Consider the following 26627-nt stretch of genomic DNA (forward strand, 5'->3'; position numbering starts at 1 on the left):
GGAATACAGGCTCCCGGCGGCGAGCACTATACGATATCCCCCTCCAAGCGGTTGCACGCGCCCTCAGACACCGAAAAACACAGCCGGCGGCGGATCGCGCGTCTCGGCGGCGCATCTCAGCCGCGTCGGGCGCGGCGGCTCAGCAGCATGCTGACCAGGGCGAAGACCGCCAGCATCGCGAGACCTGCAACCATCTTGGGCGTGACCAGGGCGCGCAGGGTCAGGGCCTGGTCGCAGCCGCCCGCCCCCGTCGCGAGGCAGGCGGCCCTGGCGGCCTCGTGGGCGGCGACGACGTCCTCGATGCCCGCGCCCGTGGTGGCGTACACGACCGCGCCCGGCAGCAGCCCCAGGAACGTCGCGAGCACGAAGACCCGCATCTTCACCCCGAAGGCGGCGGGCGCGAGGTTGGTCACCCAGAACGGGAACAGCGGCAGGAGGCGGAGCACCGCGATGTAGCCGAAGGCGTCGCGCCGGAAGCCCTCGGCCAGCCCGGCGAGGCGCGTGCCGCCCATGCGCCGCAGCAGGTCGGCGCCGGGCCCGCGGCCGATCGCGAAAACGATGGCCGCCCCGGTCGTGGCCGCACAGACCGCGGTGAGCGCCCCCGGCACGATGCCGAACAGGAAGCCGCAGACCATCGTGAGGATCAGCGTGGCCGGTACCGACACGACGACGGCCCCGACATAGAGGCAGTAGGCCGCGACCAGCGCGCGGAGATACCCGGCCTCGACGAAGCCGCGCAGCCAGAGGCGGGACGCGAGCAGGCGGTCGAGGCTGAGGAGTTGCGCGGCTCCCGAGACCAGGACCACCGCCGACACCGTCAGGAGCAGCGCCAGCGGGAGCCAGCGCCGCAGGCGCTTCCAGCGCCCCTCGCGGTTCTCGACGCGGCCTTCGGCGACGGGGGCGTTGCCGGTCTCGCTCACCCGGGCTTGCGCATCCGCAGGATCTTGAAGAACCCGCCCGGGAAGGTCGGCTTCAATCCCAGGACCTCGACGCCGTTGCGCCGCGCCCAGGCCTCGATCCGCGTCGCCTTGAAGTCCGACGACCAACCGATCTTCGTGCAGAGCGGCGCCACGACTTCCTCGACCCGGGCCAGAGGGCCGTCGCTCTGGCCGAAATGGTTGGCGAGGACGATGCCGCCGCCCGGGCGCACCACCCGCAGGAACTCCGACATCGCGGCCTCGGGGTCGGGCACCAGGGTGATCAGGAACTGGGCCACGACGGCGTCGAAGCTCGCGTCGGCGTAGCCCAAGTGGCAGACGTCCATCACTTGGAGGCCCTTCACGTGGGACAGGTTCCGGCGCCGGACCTTGGCGCGGGCGCGCTTGAGCATGTCCTCGGAGAGGTCGACGCCGCAGACGAAGCTGGCCTTCGGATAGTAGCCCAGCGCCAGCCCGGTGCCGACGCCGGCCTCCAGGATCCGCGGCCCATGCTCGGCCGCCGCCTCGACGGCGGCGCGGGCCGCGGGCTCGGTGAGCTTGTCGTAGACCACGTCGTAGACGGGGGCCCAGCGGGCATAGGCCTTGCGCATCAGGGCCGTGCTCGGCCCGGCCATCTGCGGCTCGCTCAGCATCGTTCGAAGGTTCCAGAGGTTGAGATCAGGCGGCCTCGCGGGGCCGGGCCGACAACGCGTCGACACGCCGGATGGTGCCGCCGCCCAGGACCCGGGCCCGAGGGCCGTCATCCGCGTAGATCGCGCAGGCCTGCCCCGGCGACACGCCGTCCTCGGGCTCGGCGAGCACGACCTCGGCCGCGCCGTCCGGCCCGACCGTCAGCGTCGCCGGGCGCGGCGGACGGGTCGAGCGCACGCGGACCGCCACCGGCAGGTCGCGCACGGCCGCCACCGGCCCCTCGCCGAGCCAGTTGAGGTCCGAGAGGCGGATCCGGGTCGTGGCCAGCGCCGTGCGCGGCCCGACCACAACGCGGGCCGAGTCCGGCTCCAGCCGCACGACGTAGAGCGGCTCGGGCCCGGACAGGCCGAGGCCCTTCCGCTGGCCCACCGTGTAATGCACGATCCCGTCGTGCCGGCCGAGGACGTGGCCGGCGAGGTCGACGATCTCGCCGGGCCGCGCCGCGTCGGGGCGCAGACGCGCGATCACGTCGCTGTAGCGGCCCTGCGGCACGAAGCAGATGTCCTGGCTGTCCGGCTTCTCGGCGAGGGACAGGCCGAGATCCTTCGCGAGCGCGCGGGTCTCGGTCTTCTCCATCTCGCCCAGGGGGAAGCGCAGGAAGTCCAGCTGCTCCGCCGTGGTCGCGTAGAGGAAGTAGCTCTGGTCACGGGCGGGATCGAGGGCGCGGTGGAGCGCGCGGCCGCCGCCCGGGAGCGCCCGGCTGGCCACGTAGTGGCCGGTGGCGAGCGCGTCGGCGTCGAGGTCGCGGGCGAGGCCCAGCAGGTCGCGGAACTTCACCGTGCGGTTGCACTCGACACAGGGGATCGGCGTCTCGCCCGCGAGGTAGCTCTCGGCGAACTTCTCGATGACTTCGTCGCGGAAGCGATCCTCGTAATCGAGGACGTAGTGCGGGATGCCGAGATGCTCCGCCGCCGCCCGGGCGTCGTGGATGTCCTGGCCGGCGCAGCACGCGCCCTTGCGGTGGCTCGCCGCGCCGTGGTCGTAGAGCTGGAGCGTGACGCCGACCACGTCGAAGCCCTGCCGCTTCAGCAGGCCCGCGACCACGGAGGAATCGACGCCGCCCGACATGGCGACGACGACGCGCGTCTCGTGGGGGGCTTTGGGAAGATCGAGGGCGTTCATCGCGAGGGTCCGCAGCCGCCGGCCCGGAAGCTCCCTGGCTGCACGGGCCGTCTATAGCGGGACTTCGCCCGGCTTTCCAGGGCAGCGGGATCGGACACTCGGCAGATCCTGCCGGGCGGGCGGCAGCTTCGATCAGGTCCGACCCGCGTGCTGCAAGCAGAGAACGATATTTTTCAGAGACTTATCCGTCCGGCACGGTGGCGCGCGCCTTGCTGCTGTGCGGCTCAGAGGAGTCCGGAATGGCGAGCGGCGCGGCGGATCGTTTGGATGTCACCACGTGGATTCCGTCCGCGCGGAACGCGCAGGCGCAGCGTTCGGGCTGGGAGGCCGCGGGCGTGGCGGCCCGCGCCGGCAATTCCGCGCAGGACCGCTTCGGCGCCGCCCTGAGCGCGGCCCAGGCCCGCGACGACGCCGCGACGGCGCGGGCCCGCGCCGCCGATCAGCGCGACGTCGCCGCCTCGGCCCGCGCCCGTCAGGCCGACCTGCGCGATCAGGCCGACGCCGCGCGGCTGGCCGGCGACCGCGCCCGGGATGCGGCGCTTCAGACCGAGGCCCGGGTCGCGGACAAGAGGGTCAGCCTCGCCAAGCCGACGGATGCGCCGGCCTCGGCCGCGCAGGCCGAGGGACCGCCCTCCGCCGCGGGCGCGCGCGCAGAGGCTCCGAAGGCGGGCGCGGCGCGCACCGCCGAGACCGGCCGGACGGGAGCCGCCGGGCAGCAGGATTCCGAGGCCGTCGCGGCCGGGCAGGATCCGGCCGCCGAGGCGGCCGGCACCGCAGGCCCCGAGGCCGACGCGGCGGTGCCGCCGCAGAAGGCCGAGGCCCCCGCGCAACCCGCGGCCTCGGGGCCGTCCGCCTCCCTTCTGGCCCTCATCGCCGCGCTGTCCGAGGGGGGCGGCGCGACCGGGACGGTCAAGACCGAGGCCGAGGCTGAGACGGATGCGGGTAGCGGCACGGCGCCAGCGCAGGACGGCTCGGCGGCTCTCTCCGGAACCGGCGCAACCGCGGGCCCTTCCGGCACGAACGCTCAGGGCGGCGGCCGCGCGGCCGGAACCGTCCCCAGCATCGCCGGGACCACTCCGGCATCGGCGGGCGCCGGTCACGAACCCGGCAAAGTCGGACCGGGCAGCGTCCCGGTCGACGGCCTGACGGCCGGCGGCGCGGCGGCCGCGACGTCCGATGCGGCGGCCCAGGATTTCCTCACCGTCCTGACCGACGTTGGCCAGGGCGCAGGTCCGCTTCAGACGCTGCCCGCGGCGGCGCAGGGTGGTCCGGCGCCGCCCGCGACATCCGGCCAGGCCGTGGACACGACGCGCGCCGCCCAGGAGACCGCCGCGCCGACGCAGACCGCGTCGCTCCAGACCGACCCACCCATCCCGATCGGCCAAGTGCCGATGACCATCGGCCTGAGGTCGCTGCGCGGATCCAACGAGTTCCAGATCCGGCTCGACCCGGCCGAGCTCGGGCGCATCGACGTCAAGCTGGAGATCGACAAGGCGCACGGCCGCGTCATGACCCACTTGGTGGTCGACCGGCCTGAGACGCTCGCGCTGCTCCAGCGCGACGCCGGCCAGCTGCAGCAGGCGCTGTCCCAGGCCGGCTTCGATCCCTCGGCCGGCGGCATCAACCTGTCGCTGCGGGGCGACGGAAGCGCCCAGAGCGGCGGCAGCGGCGGTCAGCCGGGCGATTCCCCGCGCGGGGGCGGCACGGGCTGGTCGCGCGATCAGGCGGAAGTCCACCAGGAGGTCGCCCCGATCCGCGTCCTGCGTGGCTACGGCGGCCTCGACATGAGGATCTAGGCGGTGCGCGCGGCGCCCGCATCGCGGACCCACACAGACACGACGCGCATCCGGCCCCTGCGCCAGGACGCGGCACGGGAGAGATCAGCATGACGAGCGGCATATCGAGCCTGACGAGCACGACGAACACGACGGGCTCTTCCACGAGCAGCAGCGGCAACGCCACCGAGATCGCCAGCAACTTCACGCAGTTCCTGACGCTGCTGACCACGCAGCTCAAGAACCAGAACCCTCTCGACCCGATGGACACCAACCAGTTCACGCAGCAGCTGGTGCAGTTCGCCGGCGTCGAGCAGCAGCTCAAGACCAACGACCGCCTCGACAGCATCCTGAGCGCCTCGCAATCGGCGAGCTCGGCCTCGGCCACGAGCTACATCGGGAAGACCGTGTCGGCCGACGGCAGCGCCTCGCAGCTGTCCGGCGGCTCCGCCTCCTGGACGCTGAACCCGGCCCGGGCCGCCTCGAAGGCGGTGATCACGGTCCTAGACTCGAAGAGCAACGTCGTGGCCACGCAGACCACCGCGCTCAATGCCGGCAGCCAGACCTACACGTGGAACGGCAAGACCTCGGCCGGCCTGACCGCGCCCGACGGGAACTACTCGATCAAGGTGGCGGCCACGGATGCCACCGGCTCGAGCGTTTCGGTCGATACGAGCCTCACGGGCACGGTCGACGAGGTCGATCTCAGCGGAACGTCGCCGGTGCTGGTGATCGGTTCGCAGCGCGTGCCGCTGTCCAGCGTGCAGACCATCGGGTTGTCCACAAGTGGCACTTAACGAATCACATCCGAGTGACTCGCTTCAACATCTCTTAAGCGGGCACAAGTACCTTCAATGCTCGACAGGTCAGTCGAGTGTAGAGCGTATCATGACCGAACCGAGCCGCCCGAGAGTGAAGTACGTGATCGGGCCCGACGGCAGCCCCCTGACGATCGCGGACCTTCCGCCCCCGAGCACCCGTCGCTGGGTGATCCGGCGCAAGGCCGAGGTCGTGGCCGCGGTGCGCGGCGGTCTCCTCAGCCTGGAGGAGGCGTGCAAGCGCTACACGCTGACCACAGAGGAATTCCTCAGCTGGCAGTTCTCCATCGACCAGCACGGCCTCGCCGGCCTGCGGACGACCCGGATCCAGCACTACCGTCACTGATCCGCGGCGCCTGTGCCGGGCGCCCCTATCCCGGGACGCCGCCGGCGCTTCCGGGTCTCATCGAGGCCGCGGGTGCCGGACCCGGCGCGTCGGCGACTCTGGTCGAGGGACCCGCTTCGCGGCCCCGGACCGACGCGAAGGCCACCCGCCCGCAGCGACGACCTCAGACGGCGCCGAGGGGCTGGCCCGGTCGAATCCGAGGACTCACGAAGCCGCGTCCGGACCCCGGGCGCGGCTTCGGTCGTTCCGGCGCCCGCATCCGAGCCCGCGGGACGCCCCCGCATTAACGACCCGCTAACCACGACCTGGGCAATTTCTGCCGAGCGGGCCGCCGGGGTCCGCCAGCGTTAGAGGGCAGCGAATCCTCCCGTGAAGCCGGTTCTCGATCTCGTCACGAAGTTCGGACCGGCCCGAATCGCCGCCATGGCGGCGGTGACGCTGACGCTCATCGGCTTCTTCGCCTTCATCATCCTGCGGGTCTCGCGCCCCGACATGGGCGTGCTGTTCTCCGACCTGTCGATGCAGGACTCGGCCTCCGTGGTCCGGGAGCTGGACAGCCGCGGCATCCGCTACGAGACGCGGGGCGATGCCGGGCAGACGATCCTGGCCCCCCGCCCGGACCTCGCCAAGCTGCGCATGGACCTCGCCGGCAAGGGCCTGCCGACCCAGGGCGGCGTCGGCTACGAGATCTTCGACAAGGGCGACGCGTTCTCGTCCACCAACTTCGTTCAGAACGTGAACCACCTGCGCGCCCTGGAGGGCGAACTGGCGCGCTCGATCCGGGCGATCGGGCGGGTCCAGGCGGCCCGCGTCCATCTCGTGCTGCCGGAGCGCCGCCTGTTCGAGCGGGACCGGGAGAGCCCGAGCGCGGCGATCGTGCTGAAGCTGATGGGCGATCTCGATTCCGGGCAGGTCCGGGCGATCCGCCATCTCGTGGCCTCCGCGGTGGAGGGCCTCAAGCCCGAACGGATCTCGATCGTCGATGAGCGCGGCCGGCTTCTGGCCGACGGCGCCCGGGACGCCGCGGCCGACGTCGCCGGCGGGTTCGAGGACCGGCAGGTCGGCCTCGAACGGCGCCTGCGCGGCCAGATCGAGGACGTCGTCGCCGGCATCGTCGGCCCGGGCCGGGCCCGCGTCCAGGTCAACGCGGAACTCGACCTCAACCGGGTCGAGAGCCGCTCCGAGACCTTCGATCCCGAGAGCCGGGTCGTGCGCTCCGCCCAGACCCGCACCGAATCGGCGGTCACCGGCAATGCTGAGGGACAGGTCAGCGTCGGCAACGAGTTGCCCGGCGCCAATGGCGGCGACAAGACGCCGACGCCCAAGGACGCGACCAACAAGAACGAGGAAACCACCAACTACGAGATCTCGCGGGTCACCAAGACCGAGATCGCCGAGAGCGGCCGGATCAAGCGCCTGTCGGTCGCCGTGGTGCTCGACGGCGTCTACGCCACCGCCCCCGACGGCAAGCAGACTTACAGCCCGCGCACGCCCGCCGAGATCGAGAGGATCACCGCGCTGGTGCGCGGCGCCGTCGGCTTCGACAAGGCCCGCGGCGACCAGATCGAGGTGGTGAACCTGCGCTTCGCGGAGGCGCCGAGCGTGCCGCAATTCACCGAGCCCACGCTGATCCAGTCGCTGCTCGCCCCCACCAAGGAGGACGTGCTGCGCATGGCCGAGCTCGCCGTCCTGGCGCTGCTGACGCTCATCGTCCTGCTCACGGTGGTCCGCCCCCTGGTGCGCCAGGTGCTCGCGCCGGTCCCAGAGGCCCCGGTCCTGACGGCGTCCGGAATCGCGCTCCCCGGCGACGCCGCCGCGGTCGCGGGTCCGGGCCAGACCGTGACGGTCATCGACCGCGACAACCCGACCGCGCGGCTGATGGAGTTCGCCAAGATCAACGGCCAGGTCCAGGCCGAGACGGTCCAGCGCGTGGTCGACATGGTCCGGGCGAGCCCGTCCGAGACCGTCGAGGTGCTGCGCACCTGGATCCAGGAAGAGTGAAGCGTAGGGCGTCGAGGGCAACACGATGGCGGCAGGTGCGGCACTGGGTCTGGCCAACACGCTGGCGACGGCGGGCGGCGATTCGTTCGCGTCGATGCCCGGGCCGCAGCGCGCCGCCGCGCTCCTGCTGATGCTCGGGGAAGAGGAAGGCGCCCCGATCTGGCAGATGCTCGAGGAGGAGGAGATCAAGAAGGTCAGCGCCGCCATGGTCCAGCTCGGCACGCTGGAGGCGCAGACCGTTGAGAAGCTGATCATCGAGTTCGTGACCAAGCTCGGCAACAGCGGCGGCATCTCGTCGAACTTCGAGCGGACCGAGGCGCTGCTCCTCAAGATCTTCCCCAGCGATCAGGTCTCGCTGATCATGGCGGAGATCAAGGGCGCGTCGGGCAAGCGCGTCTGGGCCTCGATCGCCCAGGTCGACCCGGAGATCCTCGCGTCGTTCCTGCGCAACGAGTACCCGCAGACCGTGGCGGTGGTGCTGTCGCGGGTGCGCGCCGACTACGCGGCGAAGGTGCTCACCATCCTGCCGGAGGACTTCGCCATCGACGTCCTCAACCGGATGCTGCGCATGGAGACGGTGCAGAAGGAGGCGCTGCGCCACATCGAGGAGACGCTGCGGGTCGAGTTCGTGTCGACCATCGCCCAGACCCAGCGCCGCGACGCCCACGAGATGATGGCCGACGTGTTCAACGCCTTCGACCGGCAGACGGAGGGCCGCTTCCTCGCCGCGCTCGACCAGGCGAACCGCGGCTCGGCCAAGCGGATCCGCGAGCTGATGTTCACCTTCGAGGACCTGCTGAAACTCGATCCGGGCAGCGTCCAGACCCTGCTGCGCAGCATCGACAACGAGACCCTGTGCCGCGCGCTCAAGGGCGCCAACGAGCCGACCCGCGGCTTCTTCCTGAGGCAGATGTCGACCCGCGCGGCCAAGAACCTCACGGACGAGATGGCCTCGCTCGGGCCGGTCCGCCTCAAGGAAGTGGATGAGGCGCAGGCCAAGATGACCGAGATCGCCAAGGACCTCGCCGAGAAGGGCGAGATCATGATCGCCAAGAATAGCGCCGAGGAGGAGCTGGTCTATTGAGCGCCCAATCCGCCCGGAGCGCGAAGCCGTTCCTGTTCGAGACCGACTTCCGCAGCGGCCGCCCCAGCGCCGAGGCCCTGCGCGCCGCCGAGACCGCGGCCCGCTCCGAGGCCGAGGCCCATGCCCGCGGCATGCAGGAGGGCCGGGTCCAGGCCGAGGCGCAGGTCCAGGGCCGGCTCGCCGACGCCATGACCCGCTTGGCGCTCGCCGCCGCGGGCCTGATCGCCCAGGCCGACGCGCGCGACGCCGAGCGCGAGGCGCAGGCGGTCGAGGTGGCGATGCTGATCGCCCGCAAGGTCGCGGGCGACGCCCTCGACGCCGCCCCGCTCGCCGGCATCGGCGAGGCGGCCCGGACGGCGCTCCAGCACCTGCGCGGCGTGCCGCACTTGGTGGTGCGGGTGCACGACGGCTTGGTCGAGGAGGCCGAGACCCTGGTGAAGCGCCTCGCGCGCGAGCGCGGCTACGAGGGCCGGCTCGTGGTGCTGGGCGACCCCGACATGGCGGCGGGCGACGCCCGCATCGAGTGGGCGGACGGCGGCATCGTTCGGGAGCGCGCCCGCATCGAGGCGGCGGTGCTCGACGCCCTCGGCCTGCCGACGGGCCCGTGAGGAGATCCTGATGTCCGACGATTTCAGCCTGCCCCAGCTCGGCGAGCACGACACCGACTACGCCGCGGGCTCGATCCGCGACGCGCCCACCACCCCGAAGACCGCGGCCGACCTGGAGCAGCTCTTCGACGTGCCCGTGATGGTCTCGGCGGTGCTCGGCTCCGCCCGGATGCCGATCGGCGACCTGCTCCGGCTCGCGCCCGGCGCGGTGCTCGAACTCGACCGGAAGGTCGGCGAGGCGATCGACGTGTTCGTCAACAACCGGCTGGTGGCCCGCGGCGAGGTCGTCCTCGTCGAGGACCGGCTCGGCGTGACGATGACCGAGATCGTCAAGGGTGAGTGATTTTCAGCCGCGGACGCCGGTGTGCTGTCCGCGCGCGGGTTTTGAGAGGGACGAACCATGCGGCTCCTGATGATCGGGCGGCTCAACGGCGAGCTGATCACCGCCTCGAAGATCGCGATGCAGCGCGGCGCCGCCGTCACGCAGGCCGACGCCGTGCCGCAGGGCCTCACCGTCCTGCGCGCGCGGGGCGCCGATCTCATCATGATCGACGTGGGTCTACCGATCCGCGACCTCGTCACCGCGCTGGAGGGAGAGCGGATCCGCACGCCGGTGGTCGCCTGCGGCGTCTCGGCGGACGCCTCGGCCGCCGTGGCGGCGATCCGGGCGGGCGCCAAGGAGTACATCCCGCTCCCGCCCGATCCCGAGATGATCGCGGCGGTGCTGGAGGCGGTCGCCACCGACCGCGCCGCCTTCGTCTGGCGCGACCCGTCCATGGAGCGGGTGGTCAAGCTCGCCGAGCAGGTCGCCCGCTCCGAGGCCTCGGTGCTGATCACCGGCGAGAGCGGCACCGGCAAGGAGGTGCTGGCCCGGCACGTCCACCAGAAGTCCAACCGGGCGGGCAAGCCCTTCGTCTCGGTGAACTGCGCGGCGATCCCCGAGGCCCTGCTCGAATCCGAGCTGTTCGGCCACGAGAAGGGCGCGTTCACCGGCGCGGTCGCCCGGCGCATCGGCCGGTTCGAGGAGGCCAACGGCGGCACGCTGCTCCTCGACGAGATCTCCGAGATGGACGTGCGCCTGCAGGCGAAGCTGCTGCGCGCCCTGCAGGAGCGGGTCATTGACCGGGTCGGCGGGACCGCCCCGGTGCGGGTCGACATCCGCGTGCTCGCCACCTCGAACCGCAACCTCGCCGAGGAGGTCCGCAAGGGCACGTTCCGGGAGGACCTGCTCTACCGGCTCAACGTCGTCGGCCTGCGGCTCCCGCCGCTGCGCGAGCGCCCGGCCGACATCCTCGAACTCGCCACCCACTTCGCCCGCAAATACGCCGCGGTGAACGGGATGCCGGTCCGCCCGCTCTCCGCGGAGGCCCGGGCGCTCGTGCTGCGGAACCCGTGGCGCGGCAACGTGCGCGAGTTGGAGAACACCCTGCACCGGGCGGTGCTGCTCGCCTCGGGCGACGCGATCGGCCCGGAGGCGATCCTGTCGCCCGAGGGCGAGACCTTCGCGGTCGAGGGGCCGGCCGCGCGCGCCGCCCAGGTCGCCGAGGCCGCCACCCGCGGGCTGGTGGGCCGGACCGTGGCGCAGGTCGAGTGCGACCTGATCCTCGACACGCTGGACCACTGCCTCGGTAACCGGACCCACGCGGCCAAGATCCTCGGCATCTCGATCCGGACCCTGCGCAACAAGCTCAACGAGTACGTGTCGGCGGGCCTCGACGTGGCCGAGCCCGGCAGCGTCCGGGCGAGCGTCGCCTGCGGCTGACGCGCATCCACGGAGCGGCCCCGGCGCGGACGCGCCGGACGACGGCGAACGTCACGGATGTGAAGGGCCGGGCTTACCCGTGCCGTGACGGGGGCGGACCGGCGGTGACGCCCTAGCGCCGCCCGCTCTGGGCCGCCTTGTGGGCCTCGGCCTGGGCCGCGAAAGCCGCGTCGAGCTTGCGCAGGGATTCGTAGCGGGCGACGTCGCCCTCGACGTCGCGGATCGTCTCCTCGACGAGGTGGCGCTGGAGGGCGACCCGCGGGTCGTCCGGCGGGAACGCCTCCCGCTCCTGCAGCCGGAGCACGGCCTGCCGCACGACCGTGTAGACCGCCTCGCGCTCCTCACGGGTCATCGACGGCTGGATCGCCTTCGCGACGAGATCGGAGAAATCCGACATGGACCGTTAGACTTCGCTCATCCAGGTGCGCCCGGTTGGCCGGGCCGCCTCCCTCTACAGATCGCGCGGCCCGGGATCCAGATCCCGGGAGCCGCGGATGCCGCTACATCCTCTGGTCGCGGATGCCGGCGATCAGCAGCGCGGACGAGCTCCAGATCACCAGGAAGCAGAAGAACGACACCAGGAGGGAGTGGCCCCGCTCGGGATAGAGGCTGTCGGTCGGCAGGACCGGCGGCACGAACGTGGCCAGGAAGATGTGCTGCTTGCTCGCCGAGATGCGCGCCCGGTCGAGCAGGCTGTGGGCCGATTCCTCCAGCTTCTCGGCGATGGTCCGCTCGACCAGCAGGCCCTCGTACTGGAGCAGCGCCTCGGTCATGTTCTGGCCGCCGGCGGCGGCGTTGGCGCTCGTCAGCTCGTCCTGAAGCGACTTCATCTGCTGGTCGATGGCCGCGATGTTGGCCACCAGCGTCTGGATCGAGCGCGAGCGCTCGTCGAGGCTGGAGCCGCGCAGGACCTGCAGGTCGTTCTCGGCCTTGAGCTTGTCCTTCCGCAGCAGGGTCAGCGTGGTCAGCGTGCCCTCGGCGGTCTTGATCGGATCGATCACACCCCACTGATTGCGGAATGCCTGCAGCGCCACGTGCGCCTTGCGCAGCCGGTCCTGGGCGACCTTCGCGTCGGCCTCGGCCTGGGCGACCATGTCGGCCTGGGCGCGCTTGGAGATGTCGTTGATCAGCGCCTCGGAGCGCGACACCACCGCCTGGGCGATGGTCAGGGCGTCCTCCGGCGTGAAGGCGCGCACGGACAGGCGGATCACGCCCGAGATCGAGTCGATATGCGCCTCGACGTGCTTGCGCCAGTATTTGGTCAGGTCCTCGATCGGATCACTGGGGTCGAAGCGGGCCCAGAAATCCGCCTCGGACCGCGAGAACATCTTGGAGATGCCGATACTCTTCTCCAGCGCCTCGACGAGCGTCTGGCTGTTGATGTAGTCGCGGACGATGAAGCTGTCCTGGCTGTTGTGCTTCTGGATGAGGTTCGTGTACTGGCCGAGCGAGATGTTCTCCATCGGCTCGACGTTGCCGCGGACCGCGAACTGGGCTTCCGCGACGTACTGATTGGACGCGAACGCGAACAGGTACAGGCCGACCACCAGGGTCGGCAGGAGCACGAACAGGCCGACGCGGCGGATGATCCGCGCGCCGTAGGTCGAGGTGTCCTCCTCGCGGGGACGCAGGCCCGGCAGACGGCTCCAGTCGAGGCGCTGCCGCACGGTCGCCACGAGGGCCCGGGCAGTCCGCTTCTCCGGCACCGGCCGGATCGTCTCCGCGCTGCGCCGCAGCTCCGTCATGGTCGGAGCGGCGAACGTCACGATCTCGCCTTCGCGCGTGTCGTCCTTGACGTCGTCGAAGCTCATCCGCTCTTTGTTCCTGGGTCTGCGCCGGTTCCGCTGCCGCGGCGCCGGCCGAGGGGCGGCCCGTGCGCGGTTACCGGAATCCCGTTCTTTTAGGCCCTTTTTATGGCGCCCAGCCCGCCCGCCGCCCGGCTGCTGCACCGCGGCGACGGGCGCCGTAGCCCGGGGTCGGTATCGCGTCCTACAGTCTCTGAATGATGACAGAACCGCGTGCCGCGGCCCCGGATGGCTCCCCTGATGGCTGCCCGACCGGCCGCACGGCCAAGACCAAACTCTCCGAGATCGTCGTCGTCTGCTCGAAATGCGCGAAGCGGCAGGGCCTGCGCGGGCGGGACGTCTGCGCGCTGCTGAAGAAGGCCGGGAAGCGGGCCGCCCGCGACGGCGGCGGCGGACGCCGGCGGAAGTTGCGCATCGTGGAATCGGGCTGCCTCGGCCCCTGTCCGAAGCGCGCCGTGGCGGTCGCGACCGGCGCGAGCCTGGCCGAGGGCCGGGTCGTCCTGCTCGATCCCGCCGCCGGGCCCGCCGAGGCGCTCGCCGCGGTGCTCAATCCCGTCCTGCCGCGTCGCAGGGTCCCCGAATTCGGCCCCAATACCGCTCTAGCGGCGATACCACCCGACGAATCGCCGCCGGTCCGCTGACCGGCACAACCTGGAGCGCGCTCTTGCCCGCCTCTCGACGCGAGGCCCGCACACCGTGACCGGCGACCCTGTTTCCCGGAAGCGGCGGGCGGCCCACGCCGTGCTGCGTCGCCTGCCGCTGTTCGGCACCCTGATCGGCCTCGGCCTCGCCGTCTGGCTCGTGGCGACCAACGATCTCGCCGCGGTGGCCGCGGCCTTCGGACGGATCGGCGTGGCGGGCTTCGCCGGCGTCACGCTGGTGCGGATCGTGGTGATCCTGCTCTGCGGCCTCGCCTGGGCGCGCATTCTCGACGGGCTGGCGCCCGCGACGGCTTCGGCCTGCATGATCCTGCGCTTCGTCCGCGAAGGCATCAACGTGCTGCTGCCCGTGGCCTCGGTGGGCGGCGACGTGCTGGGCGCCCGCCTCCTCACCTTCTGGGGCGTCGCCGGCTCCCTGGCGGCCGCCTCCGTGCTGGCCGACATGCTGTTTCAGGTGGGAACGCTCGCCCTGTTCGCCGGCCTCGGCGCCGGCCTCCTGAGCCGGGTCGAGGGCGCCGAAGCGGCCGCCCTGGCCAGCTGGACGCTGCGGACGCTCGTCGTGGCCGGGCTGGCGGTGGCGGCCTTCTTCGCCCTCCAGCGGACCGGCATCGTGCGGGTGCTCGAGGATCGCCTCGCCGCCCTCGGCCGGCGCTTCGTGCGCGACGCCGAGGCGCGCCCCGAGCCGAACCGCCGGATCCAGGGCGCCCTGGACACGGTCTGGGCTCCGGGCCGCCGGGGCCACCTCGCCCAGTCGCTCGCGCTCCACGCCCTGGCCTGGCTGCTCGGCACGGTCGAGGTCGCGGTCGTCCTCGCCTGCATCGGCGTGGACCATGTCGGCTGGGCCGACATTCTGGTGATCGAGGCGCTGAGCCAGGCGATCAAGGCCGCCGCCTTCGTGGTCCCGAGCGGGCTCGGCGTCCAGGAGGGCGGGCTGGTGCTGGTCTGCGGCCTGTTCGGCATCGACGCGGGGACCGCCCTCGCCCTGTCGCTCGCCCGCCGCGTGCCCGACGTGGTGCTCGGCCTGCCGGCCCTCCTCGTCTGGCAGAATCTCGAGGCCCGCCGCGCCGGCGTTCGCCCGGCCACACCCACCTGCGACCGTCCGTGACTCGAGACCTTCCCGTGCCGACACGCCCGATGCGCCAGGTCCCGAATCTGCGCCTGCCGCCGGTCGCGCTCGCCGCACTGGTCGCGCTGGCCGGCGGAGTGCTCGCCGCCGGTCCGGCCCTCGCGCAGAGCGTCACCCTCGATCTCGGTGCCGGCGGCACCACCGAGCGCGCCCTCCAGCTCGTGGCGCTGATCACCGTCCTGGCGGTGGCCCCCTCGGTGCTGGTGATGGCCACGGCCTTCACCCGCATCGTCGTCGTGCTGTCGATCCTGCGGTCGGCGCTGGGCACCCAGACGGCGCCGCCGACAGCGGTGCTCGTCAGCCTCGCGCTGTTCCTGACCGCCTTCGTGATGGCCCCGACCGGCCGCGCCGCCTACAGCGCCGGTATCGAGCCGCTGATCGCCGGCCGGATCACGCAGGCGCAGGCGTTCGAGCGCGCCTCGGCGCCGTTCAAGACCTTCATGCTGCGCAACGTCCGCGAGAAGGACCTGAAGCTGTTCCTCGACCTCGCCAAGGTGCCGACACCGAAGGGCCCCGAGGATGTCGGCCTGGAGATCGTCACGCCGGCCTTCATGATCTCGGAGCTGCGCCGCGCCTTCGAGATCGGCTTCCTTCTGTTCATCCCGTTCCTGATCATCGACCTCGTGGTCGCCTCGGTGCTGATGGCGGTCGGCATGATGATGGTCCCGCCGGCCACGGTCGCGCTGCCGTTCAAGCTGATCTTCTTCGTGCTGGTCGACGGCTGGACCCTGGTGGCCGGCTCCCTGGTCCAGAGCTACGGCGGCTGACGGCGGCCGTGCCGGGCCGTCAGCCGGCGCGGGACGTCGCGTCGACGATCCGGACCGCCGCGAAGCCCTCCGCGCGCGACGGCGGCTCGAACAGACGGTCGACGGAGCGGATGCTCTCTTCGGGAACCTGTCGGTCGGCGGCGCGCCGCCGATTCCCCTCGAGGGCGACCGCGAGCGGCGCGCGGATCCAAACCGCCTCCGCGGCAACGCCGCAGGCTCGCGCGATGGCGAGGATCGGCGCACGGTGCCGCCGGCCGGGCAAGGCGGCGTCGAAGTAGACGCGGCCGAGCCGGGGCCGCTGCCGGGCGATCCAGGTCGATTTGCCGGCCCCCTGCAGCCCGCACACGACCACGAGCCGCTCGACCGAGTCCGCGGCGAGCGCCGCGCGCAGCGCCGCGAGGGCCAGCCGCCACGCCTCGGCGTTCCGTTCGGGCGTCCAGACGCGGCCGCGCTCGGTCTCGAGGAAGGCGTCCGGGTCGACGACGACCGCCGCGCTCACCCGGGCGGCGCGCCGGGTGTCCCGGCGCTGCTCTGCTGCTGTCCGCCCTGGGCACCGGCGGCGGGCGCCTCGCCGCCTGCACCCGGCGCCTCGGGTCGACCGCGCGCGGGCGCGGCGGCATCCGGATAGCGCTTGCGATACTCGGCGAGGAAGGCCGACAGCGTCTGGACCTTCGTGGCGCGCGCCGCGATGTCCCGGAAGCCCGGTGCCCGGGTCGGGTCGGTGCCGGTCAGGAGCGCGAAGGTGCGGGCGTCCGGGCTCGCCGCCATCCCCTCAGAGAATTTCGCCTTCAGCCGCTCCAGGCCCACGGCCTCGTGCGCGAGATCGTAGGCGATCGCGGCGCGCACGATGTCGGCGCGCGCCTGATCGTCCAGCGGCTGGCCGGACTGCCACGTATCGCCCAGCAGGGCCTCGTGGGCCTCCCCGGCCTCGCGCCAGCGGCGCGCGCCCCAGTAAATGTCGGCGCGAAGACGCTCGATATCCGGACCGCTCTCGTCCTCGATCGTTTCCAGCGCGAGGTCGGTGCGGGTCAGGTCCGACAGGGCCCTGGCGCGGACCAGCCCGCGGGCGCGCTTGAGTTCGCCCGGAAGCTCGGGCAGCTCGGTGGCGTCGAGGATCTTCAGAGCCTCCATCGGCTTGTCGTCCATCAGCCGGACCGTCGCGAGGCGCGCCGCCACCGCGGATCGCGCCGGGCCGGTGAGGCGGTTGTCGATCTGGTACTGCAGCAGGTCGGCGGCCGAATCGAGGAGGTCGAGGGTCACGAGGCGGTCGGCCAGACGGCGCACCACCTCGTCGCCGCGCCGCCCGATCGGGCTCAGCTCACGGAAATCGAAGAAAAGCGACACGGCCTCGATCCCGGAGAGCTTGTCGCCCTTGTCGGTGAGGTAGAGGTTCTCGAAGGCCGTCTGCGCGTCCCGCGCCAGCGCCGCGGTCGCTGGGGCGTTCGGCGCGAAGACGTTGGCCCGGCGCACCACCGTGAAAGCGTCGCGCCACCGGCCGGCGGCGAGATAGAGGCGGGCGAGACCGGCGGTGATGCCGTCCTCGACCGGGCCCCCGTGCCAGGTCAGGGCGAGCCGCTCCAGCCGCTCGATGGCGGCGTCGGGCGCGAGCTTGCCGGAGGCCTGCGCCAGGAGCGCGCCCCTCAGCGCGGCCTCGACCGAGACCGGGCGGACGGCCGAGTTGTCGAGGCGCGCGTAGGCGTCCAGGGCCGCCTCGGTCTGGCCGGTCGCCTCGGCCACGCGGGCGCGGACCATCGCCAGCCGGTCGCGGATCCAGGGCGGCAGGTCGCGCTCGGCCTCGGCGCGCGCGGCAGCGGTCTCGGCATCGCCGTTCTCGATCGCCGATTCGGCGGCCCGGGCCCGGATCGTCTGCGCGACGTCCGCGGGATAGCCGTCGGCCAGCGGCAGCACCTTGAGGAAGCCCGTTTCCGCCGTCTTCCAGTCGCCCGCCCCGGCCGAGGCCATCGCGCGCCACAGGGCGGCCTCGCGATCGTCGCTCAGGAGCGGGACGCTGAGGGCCTTCAGCGCCTCCGCGCTCCGGCCGATCCGGACCAGGGCGATGCCCCGCAGGACGGCGGTGTCGCGCTGGATGGCCAGGAGCGGATCGTCGGCGGCCGCGATCTCCAGTGCGGTGAGGCCCTCGTAATCGAGGCCGTTGGCGAGATCCGCGCGGGCCAGCGCCAAGCGGGCCGGACCGCGCTCGGTCGGCGTCGCCGCGACGGCCGCGTCGAAGAGGCCGCGCAGGGTCGCGCGGACATTCCCCATCCTGGCGCGCTCCCAGGGCTCCTTCGCGATCGCGAGGGCCCCCGCGTCGACGAGCGCCACGTCCGGCTTGCGCGCCGCCATGGACGCGGCGAGTCCGCCCTCGCGGCCGATCGAGACGCCGTCGAGTTCGGGCCGCACCGCCAGATCGTCGGCGCCGGCGAGCACCGCGAGGCCGTGCCGGCTCGGCAGGATCTCGAAATCGACGAAGCGACGGTTCTTCGGATTGCCGACGGGGCGCTGCGCGGCCGACGTGACCACCGCGATCCGCTCATCGTCGAGGGCGAGCCACGTCGCCGATCCGGGATGCGGCAGCGTCAGGGTGACGGCGATGCGGCCGGACGGATCGGGCTTGCGGACGGGATCGATCGTGTCGCTCGGACTCAGCGCACTGCCCGCCGAGAGTTCCCAGGCCACGCCGGTCCCGGTGGTGACGGCGTTGAGATCGACGAGCCGACCCGGCGGAACCGGGAACCGCACGACCGTGAGCGGCCCCGTCCGGGCGGGTGCGCCCATCGGCGCGAGGCCCTGGCTCGCCGGCGGGACGACCACCGGCTCGGCGGTCTCGAAGACCAGCGTCGCGATCCCGCCGCGCTCGAACAGGACCGCCGGCGGGAGGGTTTGAAACGGGAAGAGCAAGCCGCCGCCGGCCCGGCGCGTCGGCGGCGGCTCGGGGGGGCGCGGCGCGACCGCCGGCGCAGTGACTGGCGCAGCGACGGGCGCCGTGACTGGCGCAGTGACTGGCGCACTGACCTGGGCCGGGCGCGGCGCGACCGGCAGCGGCGGCGCCTGCTTCGCGGCGGCGGGACCCGGCACGTCGACGGCGGTCGCGGCCGGCTCCGGAGGCTTGGGGCGGACCACGTCCACGTACATGGCGCCGTCCTCGCGCTCGGTGCCGATCCTGAACCCGTCCTCGGGCGTGATCAGCAGACTCGCCGAGTTCGTGTCGGTCTCCGTCGCCAGCTTGGCGATTCCGGGGCGCGGACGGCCGCGGGTGCCGCTCGGATCGATCGTCCAGGCGCCGATCACCCGCACGCGCGTCACGGATCCCTCGGCGGTCACCGTGGAGACGGCCTCCGCGGGGAGGCGCAGCGACAGCCGCGTCAGGGTCGGAAGCAGCGCGAGCTCGAGCGACAGCGCCCGGCGCACCGGCTCCGGCGTGCGCGCCCTGAGCGCCTCCTCGGCCGCCCGGGCCCGGCGGGCGAGGTCGGCAATCACCTCGGCCGGCAGCGGCGGCATGAGGCCGGACCACCCCTCCGGAAGCAGGTCCACGAACACGCGCTCGCCGGCCGACTGGACGTTGGCCCGGTAAGGGCGCTGCAGGGCGAGGCGGAGCCCCGTGCCGTCGGGATCGCGGCGGACGCTAGCGATGAAGGCCGGCATCTCGTCCGTGAGGTGCTCGGGCCCGGGCGCCACCCGCTCGCCGTAGCTCAGGAGCAGGACGCCGCCGGCGAGCTTCGCCTTGACCGCGACCGGCTTGTCGAAGGTGAGCACGATCCGGCCGTAGCCGCCGGCCCCGGTGCCGACCTCGCTGCCCTTGGTGCTGACGAGCCGCGCGGCCAGCGCGGGCGCGATCCCTGCCAGAAGGGCGAGCAGCGCCAGCGCCGCGGTCAGCACCCGCGCGCCGCGTCCTCGACCGTTCCGGGGTCGCCCGCCCACCGATCCCATCGCCTCGCCGATCCGAACCCGGCGCGCGGCACCCGAGGGACCGCGGCGCGCGGCGCCACTTCTCGGCGGGATCCTGCTCGACCGCGGCTAACGCTGGCTTAACCGTAACCGGAAAAGGCCGCGGGCCGCCGCGCGGCTCAGCCGCCGAGGGCGACGGCGCGATCGAAGGCCTGCGAGAAGCCCGTCAGGGGCACCGTGACGGTGGCCGGCTCGGTCCCGCCCGCCTTCTCGCCGGTCACGGTGAGGGCCTTGGCGGTGCGCATGCCGTCGAGGGCGAGCGTCGGGAAGCTGATCGCCACGATGCAGCCCTCGGCGCTGCAGGTCGTGTAGGGGGCGCCCTTGCCGAGGGTCTGCTCGTCGAGCTTGAAGGTCACGCCCGGCTCGATGGCGAGCCCGAAGGGCATCAGCACGATCCCCTCGGCCCGGCCGTTCGCGGGCGTCTGCAGTTCGAAGCCGAACTTGCGCCGGCCGGTCCGCGAATCGCCCTGGGACTGGGCCACGATGCAGGTGACCTTGTCGCTCGGGCGCGTGCAGGTCATCGTCCAGTCGCCGTAGCTCTCGCTGACGGTGCTGGCGCCGGCGGGCCACACGGCGTGCGCCGCAGCGGCCGCCGGCGTGGCGGCCTCCTCGGGCTTCGCCGCCTCGGCAGGCTTGGCCGCCTTGTGGGGAGCCGGCTTCGGCCGCGGCTTGGGCTTCGGCTTCGCGGGCGCCTCGGCGGCCGGAGCGGCGTCGGGTTCGGCATCCTGCGCGCGCGCCGCCAGGTTCGGGACCGCCGCAAGCGACGTCGCGATCAGGCTGAGACGCAGAAGCGCACGAAATGTCGACATGGAATCACGATCCCCCGGAGAGCCATTGGGCGGCAGTGCCGCCTAATGCCCAAGCCGGGGCGACGCAATCGCCGGAGGCGGCGCCGGTGGGTTGCGCGCGTCTCAGAGAGGATTCGGGCCACCGATCGAGCGCGCGAGCGCGCAGCGGCGGGCGAAGGCACTCTCCGCGCCGACGCGCAGCGTGCGGGCGACCGCGAAGACGAGGGTCAGGAAGCCGGGATCGCGATCGGCGGTCTCGACGGCAGGGCCGGGGATCCGGGCGGTGATGAGCGCGAGCATGACGGACTCCAGGTGCGAGGTCCCGGGCGTTTCCAAGCTCCCCAAGTTTCTGCGGCCCTCTGCGCGACCTTGCTGCATCGCAATATGAGGCCCGCGTCCCGAGCTTGCCACTGGACAGATGATGGGGGACGCATGCGCTGAGTTCATACTCCGCGCGACTTTCGGGTAAGGGGACGTTAACGAAGGGTTCCGCGGGCGCGGTTGACCGGCGACGGGCAAGCCGCCATTGAGCGCGTTTCCGGCGACTCGGACCCTGGACCGCTCCGGCACCGCTCCGGCGGCGCGGGCCTGTCGCCGCACTGTCACACGCGCGCCATAACCCGCCCGCGAGCCAGATGAGCGGACGCGCCCGGCGTCCGCCAGACGAGGATATCCCGCATGACCGACCAGCCGACGCGTCACCCGATCCATGGCCGCATCACCGGCCCCATCGTGATGATCGGCTTCGGCTCGATCGGCCGGGGCACCCTGCCGCTCATCGAGCGCCATTTCGAGTACGACCGCGCCCGCTTCACCGTGATCGACCCGGTCGACACGCACCGGCCGCTCGCCGAGAAGCACGGACTGCGCTTCGAGAAGGTGGCCCTGACGCCGGAGAACTACCGCGACGTGCTCACCCCGCTCCTCACCGAGGGCGGCGGCCAGGGCTTCTGCGTCAACCTGTCGGTCGACACCTCCTCGCGCGCCATCATGGAGCTCTGCCGCGAACTCGGCGCCCTCTACATCGACACCGTGGCCGAGCCCTGGCCGGGCTTCTACTTCGACAAGACCAAGAGCCAGGGCGACCGCACCAACTACGCGCTCCGCGAGAACATCCTCGACGCCCGCGCGCAGAAGCCCGGTGGCACCACGGCCGTGTCGTGCTGCGGCGCCAATCCCGGCATGGTCTCGTGGTTCGTCAAGCAGGCGCTCCTGAACATCGCCCAGGATACCGGCCTGCAGCGGCCCGAGCCGAAGACCAAGGCCGAGTGGGCCGCCCTGATGAAGGATCTGGGCGTGAAGGGCGTCCACATCGCCGAGCGGGACACGCAGCGCGCCAAGAATCCGAAGCCGCGGGGCGTCTTCGTGAACACGTGGTCGGTCGAGGGCTTCGTCTCCGAGGGCAACCAGCCGGCCGAGCTGGGCTGGGGGACGCACGAGACCTGGAAGCCCGCCAACGCCCGCGAGCAGGAGAAGGGGTCGCGCTGCGCGATCTACCTGCTGCAGCCGGGCGCCGACACGCGGGTGCGCACCTGGGTGCCGACCGCCGGGTCGCAGTTCGGCTTCCTCGTCACCCACAACGAGGCGATCTCCATCTCCGACTACTACACGGTGCGCGAGGGCGATAAGCCGGTCTTCCGGCCGACCTGCCACTACGCCTACCACCCGGCCGACGACGCCGTGCTGTCGCTCCACGAGATGTTCGGCAAGGCGGCGCAGGTGCAGGAGCAGCACCACATCCTCGACGAGACCGAGATCGTCGACGGCATCGACGAGCTCGGCGTGCTCGTCTACGGCCACGCGAAGAACGCCTACTGGTACGGCTCGCAGCTCTCCATCGAGGAGACCCGCCGGGTTGCCCCGTACCAGAACGCCACCGGCCTGCAGGTGACCTCGGCGGTGCTCGCCGGCATGGTCTGGGCCCTGGAGAATCCGGAGGCCGGCATCGTCGAGGCCGACGAGATGGACTTCCGCCGCTGCCTGGAGGTCCAGACCCCGTATCTCGGCCCAGTCGTGGGCGTGTACACGGACTGGACGCCGCTCACCGACCGCCCGGGCCTGTTCCCGGAGGACATCGACACCAGCGATCCCTGGCAGTTCCGCAACGTGCTGGTGCACGGCTGAGGCTTCCGCCGCGCCCCGTCAGTCGGGGCGCGAATCCGCGCCGGATCGGCGGCGCCGTCCTGGACGCACGAAGGGGCCTCCGAGATGCGACGATCTCGGAGGCCCCGTTCGTACGGCCCCCCGCCCGGCCCCGCGGCCTATGCCAGGGATGACACCGGCCCGGACAGTTTCAGCCGGCTCGGCTACTCGGCCTGCCGCCGCGTCACGAGAGTGCGGCCCGGCTCGACCTCGTTCTTGTCCTGATACAGCGGCACGATCGCGCGCAGCCAGCCGCGGACCTCGCGGCCGCCGTAATTGCGCTCGACCACGTCGTGCGTGAGGTAGGCCTGCAGGTTCACGGGCCCGAAATTGTAGCCGACGAGACCGCCCACCGCGATCTGGCCCTGCGGACGGTAGCTCGCCACGCCGGTAGGAAGGTCCGTCGACCCGAAGGCCACCGCGCCGATCTGCCAGGAGCCGAATTTCTTCGTCATGGTCAGGTCGAGGTTCATGTAGTCCGGGTAGAGGGTGCCGCTGGGCGAGCGCGTGTCGAGGAAGACGCCGTAGAGCAGGTTCGCCGTGAGGTTCCAGCCCTGGCCGGTGTAGCTCAGCGCGAAGCGGTGGGTCAGCGAGGCCGACTGCGTCAGGAACCGCGTCTGGATCGGCAGGTAGCCGCCGAACAGGTAGCTGAAGCCGACGTCGCCGCCGAGGTCCCAGGCGAGCTGGGCCGCCAGCAGCTGCTGCCCGACGCCGCTCTGATAGGGCGCGCCCTGGCTGCTCGCCGCCGCGACCGGCTGGGTGAAGAAGAACTGCAGGCGCGCACCGGCAACATCCCAGGGCGTCGCCCACGCGAAGGTCGGCAGGTTGACGTTGGTCGACGAGTCGCGCGGGAGCGTGCCGCGCACGCCGAAGCTCGACAGGTTCACGAAATACAGGCCGACCGGCAGCTGGTCGCCCACCGGCAGGCCGACCGTCTGTCCCGGCTGCGCCGCGGACGCCGCCCGCGCGGTCGTGGCCGTCGACGCGGCGGCGATCGGGGCCGAGACGGCAAGAGCCGCCGCCGCGACCCAACGTGACGTCAGGCTAAATCCGGCCATGAAAACCCCGAACCTGAGCCCCGTCATTCGGGGCCGATCAGGGTTTGACGGGCGTTCACTCCGACAGCATCCCGCCGTTACGGCCAAGCTGTGCGCGATCGCACGGCGTCGACAGACCGTTCTCTTGGCGAGGGGACTAAATCACCGCCCCTCGACTTCGACGACGAAGTCGCCGCGGTAGGTCGTGCCCTCCACCGGGTTCGAGATCCAGCGGCAACGGCCGATCCGCAGGTCGTGGCCGGCGTGGAAATGCCCGGAGATCCACAGCTCCGGCCGCTCGGCCTCCGCGAGGTCGTCGAGGGCCGTGCTGGCGTAGAAGGCCGGCACCCACCAGGGGACGCCGGGCGCGTCCTGGAAGCGGTCGGCCGCGAGCGGGCTCGCCGGGTGATGGGTCACCACCACGGTCGGTCCGTCGTGCGGGGTCCGGAGCGCCGCGTGCAGGGCCGCCCGCTCGATCCGGTGTTCCGCCATCGCGTCCGCCGGCTGCCAGGGGCTGCCGTCGGCCTTGCGGATCGATCCGAGATACTCCCGCGAGCCCGTCACTGGGTCGGTCATGCGCGACGCCGCGTAGGCCACCGGATCGTCGGGCCGGTTCGGCGCGTCCGGTGCGAGCCAGCGCCCCGCGAGGGTCCAGTCGCTCCACAGGGTGGTGCCGACGAAGCGGACACCGTCGATGACGCAGCTCCGCGCGTGCTGGAGCAGATGGATCCGCGCGCCGAGCCCGTTGAGGCGGCCGACCTCGGCCTCGAGGGCGGCGATCAGCTCCGGCGCGGTCCGCCGGTCCCCGGTCGGCGCGTAGCGCTCATGGTTGCCCGGCACCAGCACGATCGGCCGTCCCTGCGCGAGGTGCAGCAGCGCCGCGAGCCCCCGCTCGGGATGTCCCTCGTGGAGGTCGCCTGGGCAGGCGAGCAGGTCGAACGGCTCCGCGGGCGGCGCGATCCGGTCGAGGGGACGCCGCTCCAGGTGCAGGTCCGAGATGGGGAAGATGCGCATGATGGTCGCTGCCGTGTCGCCGCTCGGGACCGCTACCGCGCGGCTCTGTGCTCGGCCGCGGCTGCCTTGAGGATGTCGGCGGCCGAGTCGGCGTTGAGGATCACGATCCCGGCCGCCACCACGAGGTCGGGCCAGGGGGACGGGTGGAGGGCCGTCACCAGACCGGCGGCGATGATCGCCAGGTTGGCGACGGCGTCGTTGCGCGCCGAGAGGTAGGCCGCCCGGGTCAGGCTGCCCGAGCCGGAGCGGTGCCGGGCGAGCATGAGCGCGCAGGTGAGGTTCACGGCGAGCGCCCCGAGCCCCGCGAGGGTCAGGGGCAGTGCCGCGGGGGCGGTGAAGTCAGCGATCTTGCCGTAGGCCGCCCAGGCCCCCGCCAGCGCCGGCAGGAGCAGGATCCCCGCCATGGCGGTCCCGAGGCGGGCGCGGTTGCGCGCGCTCCAGCCGAGACCCGCGAAGATCAGCAGGTTGATCGCCGCGTCCTCGAGGAAATCGAGGCTGTCGGCGATCAGCGCCACCGAGCCGATGGCGAGCGCCACCGCGATCTCGATGCCGAAATAGCCGAGGTTGAGCGCCGCCACGCGGGCGACGATCGGGCGGAGGGCGGGCGGCGCGGGCCGGGGCGCATCATCGGCGATCACGGGACGCCTCTTCGCCGACGCGCGCGGCGCTGTCGAGCGGCCGTTGAGAAAAGCCTGTCCGCGGCTCAAGAAAGTTCGACGCCGTTACGCCTTTGTCCGGGTGGATTCGCCGCCGGGATCGTGCGACGCCGTTGCCGGAGCCGGCTGCACGAGACGAATGACCGGCCGGAACCGGAGGTCTGCCGCGTCATGCTGCCCGAACTGCGCGTGCTCTATTTCGAGGATCTCGAGGTCGGCCTGTCGGAGACCCTCTCGAAGACCATCGCCTCCTCGGACGTGGTGGGCTTCGCCGAGATCACCGGCGACCGCAACCCGATCCACCTGTCCGAGCACTTCGCCGCGCGCACGCCGTTCGGCACACGCATCGCCCACGGCCTCTACACGGCCGGGCTGATCTCGGCGGTGCTCGGCACCCGCCTGCCGGGGCCCGGCGCCGTCTACATCTCCCAGACCCTGAACTTCCGCGCCCCGGTGCGGATCGGCGACGTCGTCGACGTCACCGTGACGGTGGCCGAACTCATGCCTGAGCGGCGGCGCGCGCGCCTCGCCTGCAAGTGCTCGGTGGGCGGTGAGACAGTCCTCGACGGCGAGGCCCTGGTGAAGGTGCCGACCAAGGCCGAGGCCGACCCGCTGGCGAACCGCTCCGACCGGTCCCAGGGCTGAGGTGACTCCGGTCCCGGAGCTCCTCGCCGACCCGGACGATCCCCGCCTCGAGCCCTACACCCGGATGCGCGAGCGCGACCTCGTGGGCCGCGCCGGGCGCTTCATCGTCGAGGGCGAGGTGACCCTGCGGCTGCTCCTCGGGCGCCGCAGCCGCTTCCGCGCCGAATCGATCCTCCTCGCGCCTGAGCGCTGGCCCGGACTCGCCGCCGACGTCGCCGCCGCCGCGGAGCCGCCGCCCGTGTTCGGCGCCTCGAAGGCGGTGATGAGCGCCGTGACGGGCTTCCCGATCCACCGCGGGGTCCTCGCGGTCGGCCTGCGCGGGCCGGAGCCCGGCGCGGCCGACCTCGTACCGCCGCCGCCCGCCCCCGCCCTCGTGGTCGGCCTCGCGGGCCTGACCAATCACGACAATGTCGGCGCCGCCTTCCGCAACGCGGCGGCCTTCGGGGCCGACGCCGTGCTCCTCGACCGGGCGAGCTGCGACCCGCTCTACCGCAAGAGCATCCGCGTCTCCGCAGGGGCCGCCCTGATCCAGCCTTTCGCGCGGCTGCCGGAAGGGCAGGACTGGCTGCGGCTCGCCGAAACCCTCGATCTCCAGCCGCTGGCCTTCAGCCCGGGGGCGACCGAAACTCTGGACACGCTCGACGTCCCGGCGCGCGCGCTCCTGATCCTCGGCACCGAGGGACCCGGCCTCGATGCGGCGACGCTGGCCCGGTCGCGTCCGATCCGGATCCCGATGGCCGCCGGCTTCGACTCGCTCAACGTCGCCACCGCGGCGGGCGTCGCCCTCTACACCATCGCGCACGGCCAGGGGCGCCTCGGCAGGACGTGAACGCGCCGCGACGACAGCTCCCTTCGCCCAGGCCGGCCGTTTCCTGAACTCAGTATTCTCCGCGCGGACG

Annotated in this window: 26 protein-coding genes; 14 read left to right on the top strand and 12 right to left on the bottom strand. The window is 72.4% G+C overall.

Annotated elements, in window-relative coordinates; translation table 11 throughout:
- Window positions 1–116: 116 nt before the first annotated feature.
- The 3 genes from H288_RS0101525 to mnmA are packed head-to-tail and all read right to left on the bottom strand — an operon-like array spanning window position 117 to window position 2750.
- The gene (locus tag H288_RS0101525) at window positions 117–920 is read right to left on the bottom strand and encodes a TVP38/TMEM64 family protein (protein WP_020090827.1); all 804 of its coding nucleotides are present in this window, start codon (window positions 918–920) and stop codon (window positions 117–119) included.
- Complete coding sequence (locus tag H288_RS0101530; RefSeq protein ID WP_020090828.1) at window positions 917–1570, bottom strand: class I SAM-dependent methyltransferase; 654 nt, start codon at window positions 1568–1570, stop codon at window positions 917–919. The genes H288_RS0101525 and H288_RS0101530 overlap by 4 nt, the downstream gene beginning before the upstream one ends.
- Window positions 1571–1595: 25 nt before the next feature.
- Complete coding sequence (mnmA, locus tag H288_RS0101535) at window positions 1596–2750, bottom strand: tRNA 2-thiouridine(34) synthase MnmA (protein ID WP_020090829.1); 1155 nt, start codon at window positions 2748–2750, stop codon at window positions 1596–1598.
- A gap of 239 nt (window positions 2751–2989) precedes the next feature.
- Between mnmA and H288_RS0101540 the strand changes: the two genes are divergently transcribed.
- The 8 genes from H288_RS0101540 to H288_RS0101575 all read left to right on the top strand — a co-directional run bounded on the left by H288_RS0101540 (window position 2990) and on the right by H288_RS0101575 (window position 11144).
- Window positions 2990–4546 carry a flagellar hook-length control protein FliK gene (locus H288_RS0101540; RefSeq protein ID WP_020090830.1) on the top strand — a complete coding sequence of 519 codons (1557 nt, stop codon included), beginning with the start codon at window positions 2990–2992 and terminating at the stop codon, window positions 4544–4546.
- Between the two features lie 89 nt (window positions 4547–4635).
- Entirely contained in the window at window positions 4636–5322 is a 687-nt protein-coding gene (locus tag H288_RS0101545; protein WP_020090831.1) for a flagellar hook capping FlgD N-terminal domain-containing protein, read from the top strand.
- Between the two features lie 91 nt (window positions 5323–5413).
- A complete protein-coding gene (locus H288_RS0101550) occupies window positions 5414–5689 on the top strand; it encodes a DUF1153 domain-containing protein (RefSeq protein WP_007569077.1) in 276 nt (91 codons plus the stop codon).
- Window positions 5690–6058: 369 nt separating this feature from the next.
- Window positions 6059–7690: a flagellar basal-body MS-ring/collar protein FliF gene (gene fliF, locus H288_RS0101555; protein WP_020090833.1), complete on the top strand. Its 1632-nt coding sequence runs from the start codon at window positions 6059–6061 to the stop codon at window positions 7688–7690.
- Window positions 7691–7715: 25 nt separating this feature from the next.
- The gene (gene fliG, locus H288_RS0101560) at window positions 7716–8774 is read left to right on the top strand and encodes a flagellar motor switch protein FliG (protein ID WP_020090834.1); all 1059 of its coding nucleotides are present in this window, start codon (window positions 7716–7718) and stop codon (window positions 8772–8774) included.
- Window positions 8771–9382, top strand: a complete 612-nt coding sequence (locus H288_RS0101565; protein ID WP_020090835.1) for a FliH/SctL family protein — start codon at window positions 8771–8773, stop codon at window positions 9380–9382. The genes fliG and H288_RS0101565 overlap by 4 nt, the downstream gene beginning before the upstream one ends.
- Before the next feature lie 10 nt (window positions 9383–9392).
- Window positions 9393–9725: a flagellar motor switch protein FliN gene (gene fliN / locus H288_RS0101570; RefSeq protein ID WP_012321962.1), complete on the top strand. Its 333-nt coding sequence runs from the start codon at window positions 9393–9395 to the stop codon at window positions 9723–9725.
- Window positions 9726–9782: 57 nt separating this feature from the next.
- Window positions 9783–11144, top strand: a complete 1362-nt coding sequence (locus tag H288_RS0101575) for a sigma-54 dependent transcriptional regulator (protein WP_020090836.1) — start codon at window positions 9783–9785, stop codon at window positions 11142–11144.
- A 112-nt stretch (window positions 11145–11256) separates the two neighbouring features.
- On the opposite strand, the gene H288_RS0101580 is transcribed toward H288_RS0101575, so the two are convergent.
- Together H288_RS0101580 and H288_RS0101585 are read right to left on the bottom strand one after the other, a co-directional pair.
- Window positions 11257–11541 (bottom strand): hypothetical protein, encoded by a 285-nt coding sequence (locus H288_RS0101580; protein ID WP_020090837.1) that lies wholly within the window; start codon window positions 11539–11541, stop codon window positions 11257–11259.
- A 103-nt stretch (window positions 11542–11644) separates the two neighbouring features.
- On the bottom strand, window positions 11645–12955 hold the full coding sequence (locus H288_RS0101585; protein ID WP_020090838.1) for a capsule polysaccharide transporter: 1311 nt from the start codon (window positions 12953–12955) through the stop codon (window positions 11645–11647).
- A 191-nt stretch (window positions 12956–13146) separates the two neighbouring features.
- Between H288_RS0101585 and H288_RS0101590 the strand changes: the two genes are divergently transcribed.
- The 3 genes from H288_RS0101590 to fliP are packed head-to-tail and all read left to right on the top strand — an operon-like array spanning window position 13147 to window position 15501.
- On the top strand, window positions 13147–13590 hold the full coding sequence (locus H288_RS0101590; protein ID WP_026604565.1) for a hypothetical protein: 444 nt from the start codon (window positions 13147–13149) through the stop codon (window positions 13588–13590).
- 55 nt (window positions 13591–13645) lie between these two features.
- Window positions 13646–14713: a lysylphosphatidylglycerol synthase domain-containing protein gene (locus H288_RS0101595; RefSeq protein ID WP_026604566.1), complete on the top strand. Its 1068-nt coding sequence runs from the start codon at window positions 13646–13648 to the stop codon at window positions 14711–14713.
- 29 nt (window positions 14714–14742) lie between these two features.
- On the top strand, window positions 14743–15501 hold the full coding sequence (fliP, locus tag H288_RS0101600) for a flagellar type III secretion system pore protein FliP (protein ID WP_020090841.1): 759 nt from the start codon (window positions 14743–14745) through the stop codon (window positions 15499–15501).
- A 19-nt stretch (window positions 15502–15520) separates the two neighbouring features.
- On the opposite strand, the gene H288_RS0101605 is transcribed toward fliP, so the two are convergent.
- The 4 genes from H288_RS0101605 to H288_RS35515 form a co-directional block, all read right to left on the bottom strand.
- A complete protein-coding gene (locus H288_RS0101605; RefSeq protein WP_020090842.1) occupies window positions 15521–16000 on the bottom strand; it encodes an AAA family ATPase in 480 nt (159 codons plus the stop codon).
- On the bottom strand, window positions 15997–19377 hold the full coding sequence (locus H288_RS0101610) for a hypothetical protein (RefSeq protein ID WP_020090843.1): 3381 nt from the start codon (window positions 19375–19377) through the stop codon (window positions 15997–15999). Before H288_RS0101610 ends, H288_RS0101605 begins: the two co-directional genes overlap by 4 nt.
- Before the next feature lie 188 nt (window positions 19378–19565).
- Entirely contained in the window at window positions 19566–20255 is a 690-nt protein-coding gene (locus H288_RS0101615; protein WP_020090844.1) for an invasion associated locus B family protein, read from the bottom strand.
- 102 nt (window positions 20256–20357) lie between these two features.
- Window positions 20358–20534 carry a hypothetical protein gene (locus H288_RS35515; RefSeq protein WP_020090845.1) on the bottom strand — a complete coding sequence of 59 codons (177 nt, stop codon included), beginning with the start codon at window positions 20532–20534 and terminating at the stop codon, window positions 20358–20360.
- A gap of 378 nt (window positions 20535–20912) precedes the next feature.
- Between H288_RS35515 and H288_RS0101625 the strand changes: the two genes are divergently transcribed.
- Complete coding sequence (locus H288_RS0101625) at window positions 20913–22358, top strand: saccharopine dehydrogenase NADP-binding domain-containing protein (protein ID WP_020090846.1); 1446 nt, start codon at window positions 20913–20915, stop codon at window positions 22356–22358.
- Window positions 22359–22540: 182 nt separating this feature from the next.
- Here the strand turns inward: H288_RS0101625 and H288_RS0101630 are convergent, their stop codons facing one another.
- From H288_RS0101630 to H288_RS0101640, 3 genes are all read right to left on the bottom strand, one after another.
- Complete coding sequence (locus H288_RS0101630) at window positions 22541–23434, bottom strand: transporter (RefSeq protein ID WP_020090847.1); 894 nt, start codon at window positions 23432–23434, stop codon at window positions 22541–22543.
- A 141-nt stretch (window positions 23435–23575) separates the two neighbouring features.
- On the bottom strand, window positions 23576–24427 hold the full coding sequence (locus H288_RS0101635; RefSeq protein ID WP_020090848.1) for a metallophosphoesterase: 852 nt from the start codon (window positions 24425–24427) through the stop codon (window positions 23576–23578).
- Window positions 24428–24459: 32 nt separating this feature from the next.
- Complete coding sequence (locus H288_RS0101640; protein ID WP_020090849.1) at window positions 24460–25065, bottom strand: cation transporter; 606 nt, start codon at window positions 25063–25065, stop codon at window positions 24460–24462.
- A gap of 189 nt (window positions 25066–25254) precedes the next feature.
- Between H288_RS0101640 and croR the strand changes: the two genes are divergently transcribed.
- On the top strand, window positions 25255–25728 hold the full coding sequence (croR, locus tag H288_RS0101645; protein WP_020090850.1) for a 3-hydroxybutyryl-CoA dehydratase: 474 nt from the start codon (window positions 25255–25257) through the stop codon (window positions 25726–25728).
- A 1-nt stretch (window position 25729) separates the two neighbouring features.
- A complete protein-coding gene (locus H288_RS0101650) occupies window positions 25730–26557 on the top strand; it encodes an RNA methyltransferase (RefSeq protein WP_020090851.1) in 828 nt (275 codons plus the stop codon).
- The last annotated feature ends 70 nt before the right edge of the window (window positions 26558–26627 follow it).

The sequence above is a fragment of the Methylobacterium sp. 285MFTsu5.1 genome, assembly GCF_000383455.1.
Classification (GTDB): Bacteria; Pseudomonadota; Alphaproteobacteria; order Rhizobiales; family Beijerinckiaceae; genus Methylobacterium.